The 16,089-nt window shown below is 62.7% G+C and carries 12 protein-coding genes; 6 read left to right on the top strand and 6 right to left on the bottom strand.

Annotated elements, in window-relative coordinates; all coding sequences use genetic code 11:
• Window positions 1-139: 139 nt before the first annotated feature.
• From QMX78_RS14530 to QMX78_RS14505, 6 genes are all read right to left on the bottom strand, one after another.
• Entirely contained in the window at window positions 140-517 is a 378-nt protein-coding gene (locus tag QMX78_RS14530; protein WP_282270757.1) for an EF-hand domain-containing protein, read from the bottom strand.
• A 222-nt stretch (window positions 518-739) separates the two neighbouring features.
• Window positions 740-1,120 carry a hypothetical protein gene (locus QMX78_RS14525; RefSeq protein WP_282270756.1) on the bottom strand — a complete coding sequence of 127 codons (381 nt, stop codon included), beginning with the start codon at window positions 1,118-1,120 and terminating at the stop codon, window positions 740-742.
• A 52-nt stretch (window positions 1,121-1,172) separates the two neighbouring features.
• Window positions 1,173-1,910 (bottom strand): M15 family metallopeptidase, encoded by a 738-nt coding sequence (locus QMX78_RS14520; RefSeq protein ID WP_282270752.1) that lies wholly within the window; start codon window positions 1,908-1,910, stop codon window positions 1,173-1,175.
• Complete coding sequence (locus QMX78_RS14515; RefSeq protein ID WP_282270764.1) at window positions 1,864-3,336, bottom strand: serine hydrolase domain-containing protein; 1,473 nt, start codon at window positions 3,334-3,336, stop codon at window positions 1,864-1,866. The genes QMX78_RS14520 and QMX78_RS14515 overlap by 47 nt, the downstream gene beginning before the upstream one ends.
• 138 nt (window positions 3,337-3,474) lie before the next feature.
• On the bottom strand, window positions 3,475-6,507 hold the full coding sequence (locus tag QMX78_RS14510; protein ID WP_282270750.1) for a TonB-dependent receptor: 3,033 nt from the start codon (window positions 6,505-6,507) through the stop codon (window positions 3,475-3,477).
• A 58-nt stretch (window positions 6,508-6,565) separates the two neighbouring features.
• Window positions 6,566-7,990: a transglutaminase domain-containing protein gene (locus QMX78_RS14505; protein ID WP_282270762.1), complete on the bottom strand. Its 1,425-nt coding sequence runs from the start codon at window positions 7,988-7,990 to the stop codon at window positions 6,566-6,568.
• A 204-nt stretch (window positions 7,991-8,194) separates the two neighbouring features.
• Here QMX78_RS14505 and QMX78_RS14500 point away from each other — a divergent pair, with 204 nt between their 5' ends.
• The 6 genes from QMX78_RS14500 (at window position 8,195) to QMX78_RS14475 (ending at window position 16,014) form a co-directional block, all read left to right on the top strand.
• On the top strand, window positions 8,195-9,640 hold the full coding sequence (locus tag QMX78_RS14500; protein WP_282270748.1) for an SH3 domain-containing protein: 1,446 nt from the start codon (window positions 8,195-8,197) through the stop codon (window positions 9,638-9,640).
• Window positions 9,637-10,734, top strand: coding sequence for a dipeptide epimerase (locus tag QMX78_RS14495; RefSeq protein WP_282270746.1), 1,098 nt, complete (start codon window positions 9,637-9,639; stop codon window positions 10,732-10,734). Before QMX78_RS14500 ends, QMX78_RS14495 begins: the two co-directional genes overlap by 4 nt.
• A 990-nt stretch (window positions 10,735-11,724) precedes the next feature.
• On the top strand, window positions 11,725-12,573 hold the full coding sequence (locus QMX78_RS14490; protein ID WP_282270744.1) for a MurR/RpiR family transcriptional regulator: 849 nt from the start codon (window positions 11,725-11,727) through the stop codon (window positions 12,571-12,573).
• A gap of 68 nt (window positions 12,574-12,641) precedes the next feature.
• Window positions 12,642-13,373: a hypothetical protein gene (locus QMX78_RS14485; protein ID WP_282270760.1), complete on the top strand. Its 732-nt coding sequence runs from the start codon at window positions 12,642-12,644 to the stop codon at window positions 13,371-13,373.
• Between the two features lie 53 nt (window positions 13,374-13,426).
• Entirely contained in the window at window positions 13,427-14,719 is a 1,293-nt protein-coding gene (locus QMX78_RS14480) for a cation:dicarboxylase symporter family transporter (RefSeq protein WP_282270742.1), read from the top strand.
• Window positions 14,720-14,859: 140 nt separating this feature from the next.
• On the top strand, window positions 14,860-16,014 hold the full coding sequence (locus QMX78_RS14475; RefSeq protein WP_282270740.1) for a PQQ-dependent sugar dehydrogenase: 1,155 nt from the start codon (window positions 14,860-14,862) through the stop codon (window positions 16,012-16,014).
• The last annotated feature ends 75 nt before the right edge of the window (window positions 16,015-16,089 follow it).

The following is a 16,089-nucleotide window of genomic DNA, read 5'->3' as shown; positions in this document are numbered from 1 at the left end:
CCCCTTGCCTGCGGCAAAGGGAGGGAGAAAAGCCGGCGCCCTGCGCTAACCGGCAGCGCCGGAGTTCAGCCCCCTCCCTTTGCCGCAGGCAAGGGGAGGGTTGGGGAGGGGTGCTCTTAAAGCCCTGCCCGGTTACCAATCAATTCTTATGCGCAGCCGCATAAGCCCGATACTCATCCGGCGTCAGCTTGCCGTCCTTGTCGCTGTCGGCCTCATCAAACACCTGGGCCAGGCCAGCATTGGCCTGCGACTCGGTCTTGCTGATGGCGCCATCACCATCGGCATCCACATCTGCCCAACTCTGGCCGCCTCCAGCCGCAGCCGAGGCCTTGGCGGCGCTGCTTGATGCACTGGCAGCAGCGTTCTGCGCCTGTTCTGCCGAATCCTGTGCCTGCGCAGCCTGTGCCTGCGCAGCGGCGGCCTGATCCTGTGCATCCTGCGCCATTGCCGGCAGTGCAAGCGCGGAACCTACGATGGCAACCAGGGCGAACAGCGGAGTGCGATTACGTACGGTCATCAGGTCTTCCTCGTGTGTTGGCTAAAGCGCGGAAATTCCGCACGCCCCAACCCTGACAAGTCGCGCCTGAATCGCTTGCACCCCAAGAAACCGCAGCGAACATCCTGTTAACCACCTGCACCGGATCAGCAGTTACCGCCCCTGTTAGCCGTGCATGAAGTGAAAGTAAGCCACTGATTAGAGCGTTCCAAGCATCGTGCTTATCGATGCGATGCCGGCGCCTCAAGCATCATGCGTGGTGTCAGCCAGCGGTTGCCGCGAACTGAACAACAACCAACCCAGGCCGACGCCAACGGCTACGCCGATCAACTCAAACAGCACGCGCGTGCCCAGCTGGTCCGGGTCATGGATCGAAGCCAGCGCCAATCTGGCGTACAGCGGCGACTGCAGGTTGACCATGCCCAGCGAAAACAGCTTCCAGCCATCCACGCCCGCAGCGATGGCCGCCGCTATCAGCGCGGAATAGGCGATGGCGTGACCGTGCCGCAGCCCGGCACGCCGGCACACCTGCCACCACAGCGCAAACACCACAAAGCCAATCGCCAAGGCGATCAAGCCAGCTTCCAGCGAGCCGAGCAGGCCGTAATGCAAAACCAGATTCATGGGCGCAGCGCGGTCCATTCAGGGAACCGCAGTCTAACCGCCCCTGCCCCGCTCAACGCACCGGGAAGTCGTAGGCCGTGGTCGGCGTGGGCTCGGGCTTGAAGGTGTAATGCCACCATTCCATTGGATAGTTGGCAAAGCCCTGCGCCTGCATCGCATCCAGCAGCAGCTGCCGGTTCTGCTTCTGCACCGCGCTGATATCGGGATTGGCGGTATGCGCCAGCACATCGAAGCGGTCGAAGCCGGTGCCCATGTCCAGGGCGGTGCACGGCATGCTGCGGCAATCCAGCACGCCCAGATCCACCGTCGCCGCCCGGCTATGGCCAGAGGTTTCGGCGATGTAGCCGTCGAGCAGACGGCTCTTGTCGATGTTGGGGTAATAGCGCTGCTTGGCGATCTGATCCTTGGCATCGTGTACCCAGGCGACGAACGAGGTCACCGAGTGCACCGGCCGGTAGCAGTCAAACACCTGCAGTCGATAACCCTGCGCGCGCAGTCCGCGCTGCACCCGCGCCAAGGCCTGCGCCGCCGGCTGCAGCAGATAGCAACGCGGTGCTTCATAGCCGGGAACGACGCGCCCGGTGAAGTTGTCGGTGCCGGCGTAGCGGATATCCAGGGCGATGTCCGGGGCCAGCGTGGTGACATCGACGATGCCGGCCTGTGCCGGCGTCTTTGCCGGCGATACCTGCACCTGCTGGGCAAGCACGGTGAACGGCAACAGTGCCAGCAACAACGGCAGCGATTTAGTGGCAATCACCACGGCGTTGGAATTCCAGATCGGGGTAGTCATAACTGAAGTCGATATCCGGGTCGATGGCGCGCAGGTGCAGCAGCGGTTGTTGGGCGTCGGCGGAGAATTCCAGCCAGGCATCGGCATCTTCGCCCAATCCCTGCCAGGCCACATACCAGCGTTCACCGGCACGCATCACCTGCCCGGTCATGCGCGTCGACTTGGCCGAGGCGAACTGCAGCTTGCCATCACGCGGGCACAAAGACACCTCGCCGAACCACGGGTCCTGCCAGACACCAGCCTTGCTGCCGAACTCCGCCGGCGTGGCCGCACGTGCCTTCGGCAATGCAGGGCGCACATGTCCTGCCGAACGGCGCTGCGCGGCAGCGTCATCAATCAACCTGGCGTAATGCAGCACGTCATTGTTCGCCGCCGGTGCGGTGTAGTGCTTGAGCATGGCCTGCATCAGCGCCGTGCGTGCGTCTTCGCCCTCACCGTTGATCAGGATCACCACGCCGGTCTTGCGATCCGGCAGCAAGGCCAGCGAGGAATACATGCCGGACAAGGTGCCGGTATGCGCGACCTTCCACTGCCCATCCATATCCGACAGACGCCAGCCATAGCCATAGGCGTAGAAGTGCGTGTTGTCCCAGTCGCGCAGGCGTTGGCTGACCGGCATCGGCATATGTGCGGTCCATAGCGCACGCCGCTGGGTCGCATCCAGCCAACCCGGTGCCTGCGCCGGATCCAGCAGCGCCTGCATCCAGCGCAGCATGTCGTTGAGGCTGCAGCGGATACCGCCTGCAGCCATCGATGGGAAATCGGTGACCTGTGCAGGATCGCGTTCGGCGGCGATGTTGCGCTTGCCATCACGATGATGCGGCTGCGCGATATTGCCGAGCGCCGCGGGTGACCACGCGCCTACCTGGCAGCGCTGCATGCCCAGCGGCTGGAAGATTTCCTCGCGCACCAACTGTGCGTATGGCTTTCCGCCCGCAGCAGCGGCGACTTCGCCGGCCACCACATACATGAGGTTGTCGTAGGCGTACTCGCTACGGAAGCTGCCAGTCGGCTTCAGATGCGCCAAGCCGGCAATGATGTCGTTGCGATCAAAGTTGTTTGGTTCGGGCCACAGCATCAGATCGCCTGCGCCCAGGCCGAGGCCGCTGTTGTGGATCAGCAGATCGCGCACCTGCATGTTGCGGGTGACCCACGGGTCCTGCATGCGGAACTGCGGCAGGTGCCTGGTGACAGGGTCATCCCAGCGCAACTTGCCGGCCTGCACCAGCCGCGCCAGAACTGCTGCGGTCATCGCCTTGGTGTTGGAGGCGATCTTGAACAGGCTGTCGTCGTTGATTGCAGCGCTCTCGCCCGCTACCAGCTCACCGCGGGTGATACGCCGCACCACCTTGCCATCCTCGATCACCCCCACCGCTATTCCGGGAAGCTGATAGCGCTGCACCGCCTGCTCGACCAACGCGTCCATCCGCGCGTTGTTGGCATCAGCGGCGGGCACCGGGCTTGCCGCAAGCACGGCAGCGATGGCCAACAGCAGTTTCAATCGCATCATCACTCTCCACAAAAGCGAACGGCCCGCCGAAGCGGGCCGTTCTCACAAACTACATCAGAAGTTCCAGGTCACGACCAACTGCGTGTACCGCGGCGACTGCCAGCGGGTACCGGTCGCAAAGGTGTCACGCTTCACACCAGGATTGGCTTCATATCGCTGGTGGACGTTTATCACGGTCTGGTTATTGAATACGTTGTAGACCGACAAGCGTGCCGTCAGATCCACCGATTCCACCGGCAAACGCCAAGTCACGTTGGCGCCCATGTTCCAGGTCCACGGCAGTCGACCAAACGCGCCGCGCGCGGTCGGCTCGAGTACTCGCTCGTTCCACGGCTTGTCGCATTTGGCTACGCACAACCAGCCCGAACCGCCTCCCGAGCCTTCAGATGCAAACCCACCGGCACCCACGCTGTCATCCGGCCAAACCACACCGAAGGCAGTGATAGGACCACCGGACTGCACCTGCAACGTCGAACCCACCGACCACTGGTCGTTGATCTGGTACCCGGCGCGGAATTTGAATTGGTGGCGGAAGTCGTTGAACAGCACGCCGTAGCGTTCGTTCACTGCCGGGTGATCGTAGTACTGCACCATGCCGGTGGAACCAAAGTTGGTGTCCGAGTTCGTCGGCCCTTCCAGGTTACCCTCGCTCTTGGACCACAGATAAGACGCATTGAACATCCATTTATCGTCCCAAGCACGGTCGATCTGGAATTCCACTGCCTTGTAGCGACGCTTGGGCTTTTTGTAACCCACCACTTCACCGCTGCCGCCCTTGATGTAGCCATCCTTGGAGGTGTCGATGGTAATCCAGCCTTCGTTGGCGCAGCCAATGGACGGATCGCCCCAGATGGTCACATCACCACCACCGTTGCCGATCACCCACAAGTTCTTGCCTACTGGACCACAAGGCGTGTGATTGATACGAATGTCATCGATCGCACGATCCATCTTGCGATAGGTCGCGTTGACACCCCACGACCAAGCTTGGTTGATCATCGACTGGAAGCCAAGGATGAACTCATCTTGGTAGACCGCATCGATGTCCTTGGAAACACTCTGGCGCAGGTCACCAGAACCGGTGTTCATGCTGGTGTCGGTTGGCCCAATCTGCTGACCAATGATTGGCGCCATGTATTTGGTGCCGGTAATCGGGTTGACCTGTTCGGTCCAGCCATCCAGCGCGAAGTAACGATACTCATCAGTAAGACCGCCCGCGAAGTTGACGTTGATGTTGTTCGATACCGGTAGGTAGTAGCGGCCGACATTACCAAACAGCTTTGTTGTGCCGTCGCCCTTGATATCCCAAGAGAACCCACCACGCGGGGCGATCAGGTTGTCCTGCTTGATGAAGGAGCTGCCGTCGGCAACCTTGTTGTTGAAGCTATCCGAGCGCAGGCCCAACGTGACAAGAAAGTTGGGGGTAATGCTCCACTGGTCTTCGATGTAGAACGCGTTGGCGACGGTCTCAAACTTACCGCCGGATACATTTCGTCGCGCCATCAGCATCTGTGTGACGTTGGCCGGAATATATACACCGGCACCACCGAACACCTCCGAGCCTGGTGTTGGCACATAGGCCGTATACATGGTGCCGCTGCCCGAGTAACGCGACATCTGCTCGGTGGTCAGCTCCTCGCGGTCGGCCCCGAATCGAATGAGATGGTTACCTAAAGCCCACTCAAAATCCAAACGCGCAGCATCGCGGGTATTGGTCATCTCCACGACATCACGGCTCGGCGAGCAGCCCAGCGTCTTGTTCGGCATCGCACTGAGGTACGGCGCATAGCTGTTACTACCGCTGGTGTTGGTGGTGATGTAGTCGCATACGTCATCGCCACCGGACCGCGCATTGGCATTGCGCTCGTTCTGGCCGATCATCGCCTTGGCGGTGAAGTTCTGGCCAAAGTGTCCGGTGTAGGTAGCCGACCAGTTCGTACCACCACCTTCATCGGTCCCCGTGCCCGTTAGATCCCCGACGACCGCCGAGCCCCAGTTATACGTGTGTTTGGCAGTCTCGGTCTCGCCATCATCAGAGAAGGCAAGCAGTTCCAGTGTGTGGTTGTCCGTGATGTTCCAATCCAGCTTGCCACCCCAGAAGCCATCATTGGACTTGCCATAGTTGTATGCGTTCTGCCCGCTTGAGTAGCGCGAGTTGGTATCACGGTTCTCGTACATCGCGAACAGGAACAGCTTGTCCTTGATGATCGGGCCCGAACCCCACACATTGGTCTTGGTGAACGACGAGCTGTCGCGGCTGGCGAAGTGACCGTCCGTGGTGCTTCCCGGATGATAGTGATCACGCCCACTCGACTTCCAAGCGCTGGGTTCGAAGGTGACCTGCATACCACCCTCGAATTCATTGGAACCCGAGCGGGTGACCGCGTTGATCACACCACCGGTGGAGCGGCCGAATTCGACCGAATAGCCGCCGGTCTTGACCTGGAATTCTTTGAAAAAGGCAAAGGGCGGTGCCGAGTATCCTTGCCGATCATAGATGTCAGTGACATTCAGGCCATTGACGAAGATGGCATTTTCGGCCACCGAGGAACCGCCAAAGCTGATGCCACCAAAGCTGGAATTGCCACCGACCACACCTGGCGCCAACAGCGCGACCGAATCCATCGACTGCTCCACCGGCATGCGTGCCAGCTCTTCGCGGTTGATGTTGAATGAGGACTCGGTGGAATAGACGTCAACGCGATTGACGACCTGCGACCCCGTCACCTGCACTGCATCCAGGTCCACCGCGCCACTGGCAGTGCTGCCCCCCAGATTGACGTTGGTGGTGCCACCCAGTGAGACACTGACGCCCAGCGGCTCTTTGTCGGTCTGGCCATCGCGCTTGACCTGCAGGGTGTAGTCACCCACCGGCAATTGGCTCAAACGATAGGCACCGTCGGCACCCACCGTAACAGTCCGGGTCAGGCCCGTGCCCTTGTTGACGATGGTGATCTGGTCACCGGTGCTCGCACGGCCAGCAATGGCACCCGTCGCGCTCTGCGCCATCACGCTCGGCGCCATCACGCCAAGACAGGCACCCAATGCGACGGTCAGCGCCGCTCTTTTCAACATTTTCCTGTTCATCCCCTGCTCTCTCCTGCAGACGTAAATCGATAAGTAAGACAACGGTTACGACGTTCTATTACTTGGACTCCGGCGCCAGAACCTGCGACTGGAAGTCGTATTGCCACTGGTTGAAGTAAAGGTTCCCCCCTTCCCACTCAACCTCACCTCGTTGCAGATCAACGGTCTCCGAACGGAAGTGCTGCTTGGCAGGCACGAACGCGCGTGAGTAGTCATCGTTGAACGCGATGCGGTAGGCATCCAGCCCGCCGAAATAGAAATTGCGTTGTTCGGGCTGGTCGCTGTCCAGTGCGCCCGTGCTTACATCCATCGGCACCCAGCCGTAGGGCGCAAGATAGAGCGCGCCCCAATCGTGCAGGTTGTTGTAGCCGACCTCGTTGTCCGAATACACCATGCCCGACTGCCAGCGCGCCGGGATGCCATTCATGCGCAGCAGCGAGATCAGCAGCAAGGTCTGCTGGCCACAGTCGGCATGCCCGGCATGCAGCGCGTAATCGGAAATATTGCTGATCGTCGAATACTCGCGGGCGCCGCCCCACGGAATCGCATCCACCGCATCGAACAGTTTCTTGGCGACGCGGTAGGGATTGGTTTCATTGCCCACCGCTTTGCGCGAGAACTCCCGCATGGCGGGGGTGAACACCACATGCGGCGCGCGCTCGGCCAGATACGGCGCAAGCGCGGGGTCCCGCGGTGTTGGCAGCACCTTGTCCGGGTCGATGATGAAACGACGCGCGGAGATGGTGAGCTCGTAACTCACCGAAAACTCGGTGGGAGTGCCGGCCACGGCCTTGCGCTCGAGATAGGCGGTGCGCTGCAGCGTGTCTTCGGGTGCGATCTGCGCGCCCTGCGGCACGCTGGACAGCCATTGGATGTTGTCCTGCTGGCCGGGTATGGACCGCGGATACGGCAGCCAGGCACGTACCGTCTTCCCCGCCGGCACCGCATCGGCGTCGACCTTGATGGACTGGGTGATGCGCACCCGCCGCGGGCTGATGCTGGTCTGGCCGCTCTGCTCCGATGCCTTGATTACCTCGATATGGTGCGAGCCCAGCCGCTCGTACGGACCCGGGCGGGAAACCCGCTTGTCCGGCGGCCGCCGGTTGGAGGCCTCGGCACTGAACAGGAACAGATTGTTCGGTGCGCGCTTGAACCAGCGGCGTTGGCCGTCGATATCCAGGTGCTCGATCAGGCCGGCGTCATCCCAAGCCTTGAACTCCTCGTCGCGAAGATCCGGCACCGACCTGCGCACGGCGGCCTTGGCCTGCGCTTCGTCCAAGGTGAAATCCAGGCGGATGCGGCGCATGCGCTCCTGCTGGAACAGGTAGGCGGCGCGGCTGTCGGCATCGGTACCGGGTGCTGCCAGTGCCTTGTCGATCTCGGCCTGCGCACCGGCAAAGTCACCGCGGTCCACACGCGACTCCAGGGCCGGCAGCGCCGTCGACGGTGCCTCACCGGCAAAGGCGATCCAGGCCACGCTCATGCACAAGGCAGAGGCGAGGACCGTGCGGGCGAACGGGACGCAGGCAAAGCAGGCAGAATCGGCGTTTGATGCCACGGCAACACTTCCACGTGCAGGGTGGTTAACGCTGTGTAACACGCACCCGATAGCCGGTCAATAATTTATTCTTGCTTTCGACGGCGAAAGGAATAAATATTCCTGAGCATCAACGAGGGGAGCTTCCCAATGCTTGCTTTGCCGCCGCTGTCCCAGCGCCGACGCTTTGCCCCGCTTGCGCGGGCTTTGATCCTTGCCACGGCGCTGTGCGCCGGGCCGGCTTTCGCGCTGTCGCCGCCACCGGTCGCGCCGGGCTACGCAGGCATCATCGGGCTGGAGGAAGCCCTGCTGACGCCGCAGCCCTGGATCAGCAGGCTACCCAACGCTGGCGCCGTGATCCTGGATCGCGCCGCCATCGACGCGCAGAACGCGCGCATGCGCCAGCTCGATGCCTCCATCATCGACCTGCACAAGCTGCCCGCGCTACTGCCACAAGTATTGGTCCGCGAGCAGATCAACGGCATTTCCAAGGCCCCGACCCGCGCCCTGTACGACGTGCACGGCAAGCAGGTCACCCCAGCCCAACTGCAGGCAGTGACCGCCAACCTCGGCCTGGATGCGATTCCGGCCAATCGCCCGATTCAGTACGGCCTGGTCGTGCACCGCGCCGCGCTGCGCGCCTTCCCCACCGAGCTGCGCGTATTCAGCAGCCAGGGCGATACCGATATCGACCGTTTCCAGGAGTCGGCACTGTTCCCCGGCGACGCGGTGGCGGTGCTGCATGAAAGCGCCGACGGCAAGTGGGTGTTCGTCGCCAGCGAGCGCTATGCGGCGTGGATGGAGAAGCGCTTCATCGGTGTCGGCAGCGCCGAACAGGTCTTCGGTTACGGCGCCACCGGCCCGTACCGGGTGATCACTGCTGGCAAGGCCTTCACCGCCCACACCCCGGAAGAGCCGCGCGTCTCCGACCTGCAGCTGGAAATGGGCGTGCGCGTACCGGTGCTGGCCGACTGGCCAGTGATGGACCCGGTCAACGGCCAGCAGGCGCATGGCGGCCATGTGATCCAGCTGCCGGTACGCAATGACGACGGCAGCCTCGCGCTGGTACCTGCCCTGCTGCCACGCACGCAGGAATCGGCCAGCGACTACCTGCCGCTGACCCAGGCCAATCTGATCACCCAGGCCTTCAAGTTCCTCGGCGAACGCTATGGCTGGGGCCACTCCTACGACACCCGCGACTGCAGCGGTTTTGTCTCGGAGATCTACCGCAGCTTCGGTGTGCTGCTGCCGCGCAATACCAGCGCGCAGGCAATCAGCCCCGCCTTGAACCGCGTGCCCTTCACCGACAAGGACAGCAAGGCCAAGCGCAGTGATGCGATCGCCAAACTGCAGGTCGGCGACCTGATCTACATCCCCGGCCACGTGATGATGATGCTCGGTGAAGCCAATGGCATGACCTGGGTAATCCACGATACTTCCGGTGGCAGTTGGTTCGACGCCAGCGGCAAGCGCGTGCATGCCAGCCTCAACGGCGTATCGGTGACCCCGCTGCAGCCGATGATGGCCAGCGACACCGTCAGCTACATCGACCGTATGACCAACATCCAGCGCATCCGCCTGCAAGACACCAAATGAAGATCACCGACATCGAACTTGGCATGCTCCGCGTGCCGCTGAAAACCCCGTTCAAAACCGCGTTGCGCACCGTGGAAACGGTGGAAGACATCGTGGTGATGGTGCGCACCGACACCGGCAACACCGGCTACGGCGAGGCGCCGGCCACTGCGGTGATCACCGGCGACACCCACGGCTCGATCATCGAGGCCATCAACACCTTCATCAAACCCCGCCTGATCGGCGAGGACATCAGCAACCTCAACCGCATCTGCGGGCTGATCCAGACCTCGCTGGAGCGCAATACCAGCGCCAAGGCGGCGGTGGAAATCGCCATCTACGACCTGTGGGCACAGCTGCACAAGGCACCGCTGTACCAGATGCTTGGCGGCGGCGACCCGGTGATCACCACCGACATCACCATCAGCGTCGATTACATCGACAAGATGGTGGCCGATTCGCTGTCGGCAGTGGAGCGCGGCTTCGAGTCGCTGAAGATCAAGGTGGGCAAGGACATCGGCCTGGACATCGAGCGGGTCAAGGCCATCCACGCCGCCGTCGAAGGCCGCGCCCTACTGCGTCTGGATGCCAACCAGGGCTGGACCGCCAAACAGGCGGTCTACGCAATGAACGTGCTGGAGAATGCAGGCGTCGTGCTGGAGCTGCTGGAACAGCCGGTGAAGGCTGCCGACATCGCTGGAATGAAGTACGTCACCGAGCGCGTCAACACGCCGGTGATGGCAGACGAAAGCGTGTTCAGCCCGCACCAGGTATTCGACCTGATACAGCAGGGTGCAGCCGACATCATCAACATCAAGCTGATGAAGACCGGCGGCATTTCCAACGCGATCAAGATCGCCGACATCGCCTCGTTGTACGGAGTACCGTGCATGATCGGCTGCATGCTGGAATCCAGCATCAGCGTGGCGGCGGCGGTGCACCTTGGTGTGGCCAAGTCCGGCGCGATCAGCAAGGTGGACCTGGATGGCCCGTCGTTGAGCCAGTTCAATCCGGTGGTGGGCGGCGTGATCTTCAACGAATCGGAGATCAGCATCACCGACGCGCCGGGCCTGGGCATCATCGAGGTACGCGGGCTGGAGATGATCAAGCCGTGATCACGCAGGCGGCAACCGGTCTCTCCTCGGTTGCCGCCGCCGTGGTCGCGCATGTGGAAACGACAGCACCGGCAAAGCCCGGTGCTGTTTTGTTTTGGGAGGAGCACCCCCACCAACGCATGAAACTGACTTCTGCTTCGGCTGTCGCCCCCTCCCTTGCGCGCAGCGCAGGGGAGGGCTGGGGAGGGGAAGCTCCAGCTCCAGCTCCAGCTCCAGCTTCTGCTGTTGCTGTTGCTGTTGCTGTTGCTCCAGCTTTTGCTCCAGCTCTTGCCCTACCGGGTCCCCTTCCGCAGCGACGCAGCCGACGGACAAGACCCCGCAGGGGCGACGTGCATGGATGCACGTCGTTTTTCGACGAGACAGGGATGTCTCGTCGAAGAATCCCGGCGGCGGAGTGGACCCGCGTCGCGCAGCGTCGTGGGCGCGGAGGCAGGGTGTGCTTTCTTTGGGCCACCTTTCTTTGCACAAGCAAAGAAAGGTGTGCTCGCGCCCCAAAGGGGAGCGAAAGCTCTTGCCTTGGCCTTGGCCTTGGCCTCAGCTTTCGCTCCAACTTGCAGAAAACAGCAAAAGCCAGAGCAAAGGCTTTCTCTCCCCTTCGGGGAGCGAGTTACTTTTCTTTGCTTGTGCAAAGAAAAGCTAACCAAAAGAAAGCACACCCTGCCTACGCGCCCTCCGCGCTGCGCGCTCCAGGTTCACTCCGCTGGCAGGATTTTCGACGATACATCCCTGTATCGTCGAAAAACGACGCACATCCTTGTGCGTCGCCCCGTTCGGGGTCTTGTCTGCCAGCTCCGTCGCTGCGGAAGGGGACCTGGTAGATCAAAAGCTGAAGCAACAGCACAAGCAAAAGCGCCCTCACCCCAACCCCTCTCCCGCTTCGCAGGAGAGGGGCTATGGAGCAACAGCCAAAGCAACAGCCAAAGCAGCAGCTACGCTCCTCTTTTCAACGCAATCCATTAAAGTCTTCAGCAGATAAACACCCATACGCCCATGCCACCTCTGGTAAAAATCCGCTCCGAACGCGAACAGATGTCGGCCATCGAACGGCGCATCGCCGACTTCATCCTCGACAACGCACACCTGCTGCGCGACTACTCCTCGCAGCAGCTGGCCAATGCCTTGGATATCAGCCAGTCCAGCGTGGTCAAGTTCAGCCAGAAACTCGGCTTCAAAGGCTATCCAGACTTGAAATACTCGGTAGGCGCCGCCGTCGCCGCTGCCGGCAATGGCGAAAGCACCAGCTGGCCGCCGGAGGACCAACCCGGCGGCTACCTGCTGGTTGCCGAAACCCTGCGCCGTGCCAAAGCCGCTGCCGAAGAAGAAACCATGGCGGCCAACCCGCAGGCCGACGTCGAAGACGTCATCGCATTGATCGACAACGCACCAAAGGTCTTCATCTATGGGCTCGGCGACGACGGCCTGTACGCGCGTGAATTCGCCATGCGGCTGTCGCTGCTCGGCATCCTCACCGTGCAGCAGGCCGATCCCATCCTGATGACCGCCAACCTCTCAGCCGCCCGCCCCGGCGATGTGCTGCTGGTGTTCTCCGAGTTCGGCAAGCTGCCGCAGCTGTGGCAGTTGTCGCGGCAGTTCCAGGAAGTCGGCGGAAAAGTGGTATCGATCACCCGCCATACCGCCAATCCGCTGCGCGCGCACGCAGATGCCTCGTTGGCCATCTGCGCGCATGACCCGCAGCCGCCGATCGCGCAGCTGCTCTATCGCAGCTCGCTGCAATACCTGCTGGATTTCGTGTTCGTCCTGCTGTGCCAGACCAATCCTGATCGGCAACGACAGCTGGCATTGAACCAGGAACGCATCCAGCACCTGATCGACATCTGACCGCAGGAGCCGCCGCCATGCTCACTTTGTTCCAACGCAACTTCCGACACCTGCTGGGCTGCGTGTTGATGGTCATCGCACCGGCCAGCATCGCTGCGCCGCTCGCCGCACCAGTGAGCGAAGCCCGCCAGCTGATCGTGGTCACTGCGCCTACGTGGGACGCGACCAACGCTCATCTGCAGGCCTTTGAACGCACCGACAGCGGCTGGATAGCACGCGATGCCGGCTTCGATGTCAGCCTTGGCCGCAGTGGCAGCGCCTGGGGTATCGGCGTCCATCCTCAGCAGAAGGATGGCCCGCAGAAGCAGGAAGGTGATGGCCGCAGCCCGGCCGGCATCTTCAACATCGGCCCGGCGTTCGGCTATGCCGAGCACATCATCAGCGCCATGCCCTACCAGCCGATGCTGGCCAGCAGCTATTGCATGGATGTGCCCGCCTCGCCGCTGTACAACCAGATCGTCGATGCCGCCAAGGTCGGCGAAGCCGCGGTGAAGGGTTCCACCGAAGCCATGCGCCTGGACCTGCACAACAAGGGCGACCGTCGTTACCGCGAAGGCTTCGTCATCGAGCACAACCCCGCTGCGGTGCCCGGCCAGGGCAGCTGCATCTTCGCCCACCTGTGGCGGCAGCCCGGCGAAGCCACCGCCGGCTGCACCGCAATGGAGCCGGAGCGCATGTCGGCCTTGCTGGAATGGCTGTCACCCGAGGCCAAGCCGCTGTTCGTGCTGCTGCCCGACGCCGAGTACCAGCGGCTGCAGCGCAGCTGGGGCTTGCCCGCACTTTCAGAAACTACTCGTTGAGCATTTGTCCGGTTCCGGGCATCTTCCCTTCTCTTTAGCCAAGCCATCCCTTCATGACCGACAGCGCACCCGCAAAATCTTCCAAGGTCTCGGCACCGGTCAAGGTGCTGATCGCGCTGGTGCTGGCCGCCATTGTCGGCCTGTCGCTCACCGCCTATGACCAGTCGTTGGCGCTGAAGATCGCCGACGTACTGCGCCCGATCGGCCGGCTCTGGCTCAATGCCTTGCAGATGACCGTGGTTCCTTTGGTGACCGCACTGGTCATCGTCGGCGTCAATACCGCCAGCAATGCCGCCGCCTCCGGGCGTACCGCGCGCAACGCGATCATCGTGTTCCTGATCCTGCTGGTCGGCTCGGCCGCGTTCTCCGCGGTCATCACCCCGTTCCTGCTGGACCTGCTGCCGCGCGATGCAGACAACATCCAGGCCTTCCGCGATGCGTTGCGTTCGCCGGCAACCGCAGCCACGCCGCTGAGTGCCGCGCAGTGGATCAGCTCGCTGATTCCCAGCAATGCACTTGCCGCCGCCGCCTCCAGCGCGATGCTGCCGCTGGTGGCCTTCGCCATGTTCTTCGGCTTTGCGCTGAGCCGGCAGGAACCGGAGCGCCGTGATCGCATCCTGGACATCATCCGCATCATCGCCGACACCATGATCACCATCGTGCGCTGGGTGCTGTGGGCGGCGCCGGTAGGCGTGTTCGCGTTGGTCTTCGTGGTCTGCGCCGAAGTCGGGATGAGCATCATCGGCGTGCTTGGCTACTACATCGTGCTGATGTGCGTGATCTACATCCTGATCACCCTGCTGCTGTACCTGGTTGCCCGCTTCGCTGCCGGCGAGCCGTTCGGCCGCTTTGCCCGGGCACTGGTGCCGGTACAGGTAATTGCCGGCAGCACGCAGTCCTCGCTGGCATCGTTGCCGGCCATGATCGACAGCGCACGCAATCGCCTGGGCTACCCGGCGGCACTGACCTCGCTGGTGCTGCCAATGGCGGTATCGCTGTTCCGCATCACCAGCCCGGCGCAGTACATCGCCGTGGCCAGCTTCATCGCCTGGCTGTACGGCATCGACGTGCATGCCTCGCAATATGCGGTGGCGGTGTTGTTGGCCGCGGCGATCAGCATGGGCTCGACCGGCCTGCCCGGCCAGGCCAACTTCATGACCAACAACATGCCGATCACCCAGAGCCTGGGCCTGCCGGTGGAACCGCTGGGCGTGCTGTTGGCGGTGGACACCATTCCCGATGTGTTCTGCACCATCGGCAATGCGACTGGCGGCGTTACCGCCACTGGCATCGTCGCCCGGCACACGGCACAGCATCCGGAGCAGGACCAGACCAGCGACAGCTGATTGCCTGCAACCACTCCCGCCATCGGCGGGAGTGGCCTTCAATCATTCCTGCGGCGGCAGCGCCGGCGTGTCGTAGGCAGCGTCGGCCGCCATGGTGTACAACCCTGCACTGGTATCGCATCCCGCACCCGGAGACCTCCATGCCCCGTACCCTCCTGCTCAGCATGAGCCTGGCCCTGGCCCCCGCCCTGTTCACCAGCGCCTGCGCCGCTGATCCCGACCCGGCCGCCGAAGCCGCGGTGAAGCCCGCGCAATGGCCGTTCACCGCCACCGAAACGGCCCGCTTTGATGAGCCCTGGGCGATGACCTTCCTGCCCGACGGCAGCCTGCTGGTCACCGAGAAGGCCGGCAAGCTGGTCCACTTCGATCCCGCCAGCGGCAAGCGCGGCAACATCAGCGGCGTCCCGACCGTGGCTTACGGCGGCCAGGGTGGCTTTGGTGACGTGCTGGCCCATCCGCAGTTCGCAAGCAATGGGCTGGTCTATTACAGCTACGCCGAAGATGGCGAGGACGATACCCGTGGTGCCGCCGTCGCCCGCGCCAAGCTGGTATTGAACGCCGATGGCAGCGGCACGTTGAGCGATGCGCAGGTGATCTGGCGGCAGACGCCCAAGGTCACCGGCCGCGGCCATTACGGCCATCGCCTGGCCTTCGGCCCGGATGGCAAGTTGTGGATCAGTTCCAGCGAGCGGCAGAAGTTCGACCCGGCGCAGGACATGAAGACCAACCTGGGCAAGATCATCCGCCTCAACGACGATGGCAGCGTGCCGGCCGACAACCCGTTCGTGGCGCAGGGCTCACCGGCGGACCAGGTGTGGTCGCTGGGCCACCGCAGCGTGCTGGGTATTGCCTTCGACGGCAACGGCAAGCTGTGGGAACACGAGATGGGTCCGAAGGGCGGCGACGAGCTGAACCTGATCCAGCGCGGCGGCAATTACGGCTACCCGATCGTCTCCAATGGCGACCATTACGACGGCCGCCCGATTCCCGATCACGACACCCGCCCGGAATTCATCGCCCCGGTGGTGACCTGGCGGCAGGTGATCTCGCCGGCCGGCTTCATCATCTACAACGGCAAGCAGTTCCCGCAGTGGCAGGGCAGCGGCTTCATCGGCGGACTGTCATCCAAGTCGCTGGTGCGCGTCGCCTTTGATGGCGACAAGGCCCGCGAAGCCGAGCGCTTTGACATGGGCAACCGCATCCGCGAAGTGGAGCAAGGCCCGGACGGAGCGCTGTGGCTGCTGGAAGATGGCGCCAACGCAAAGCTGTTGAAGCTGACGCCGAAGGCAGGCTGACGCTTCCGCTTCCTGTAGTGCCGAGCCATGCTCGGCAGGGGCTTTACCGGTAAGGCCCCTTGCCGAGCATGGCTC

This window comes from Stenotrophomonas sp. PS02298, from assembly GCF_029959445.1.
Taxonomy (GTDB): Bacteria; Pseudomonadota; Gammaproteobacteria; order Xanthomonadales; family Xanthomonadaceae; genus Stenotrophomonas.
Note: the sequence above shows the minus strand (reverse complement) of the source record. Positions and strands in the feature narration are given on the sequence as shown.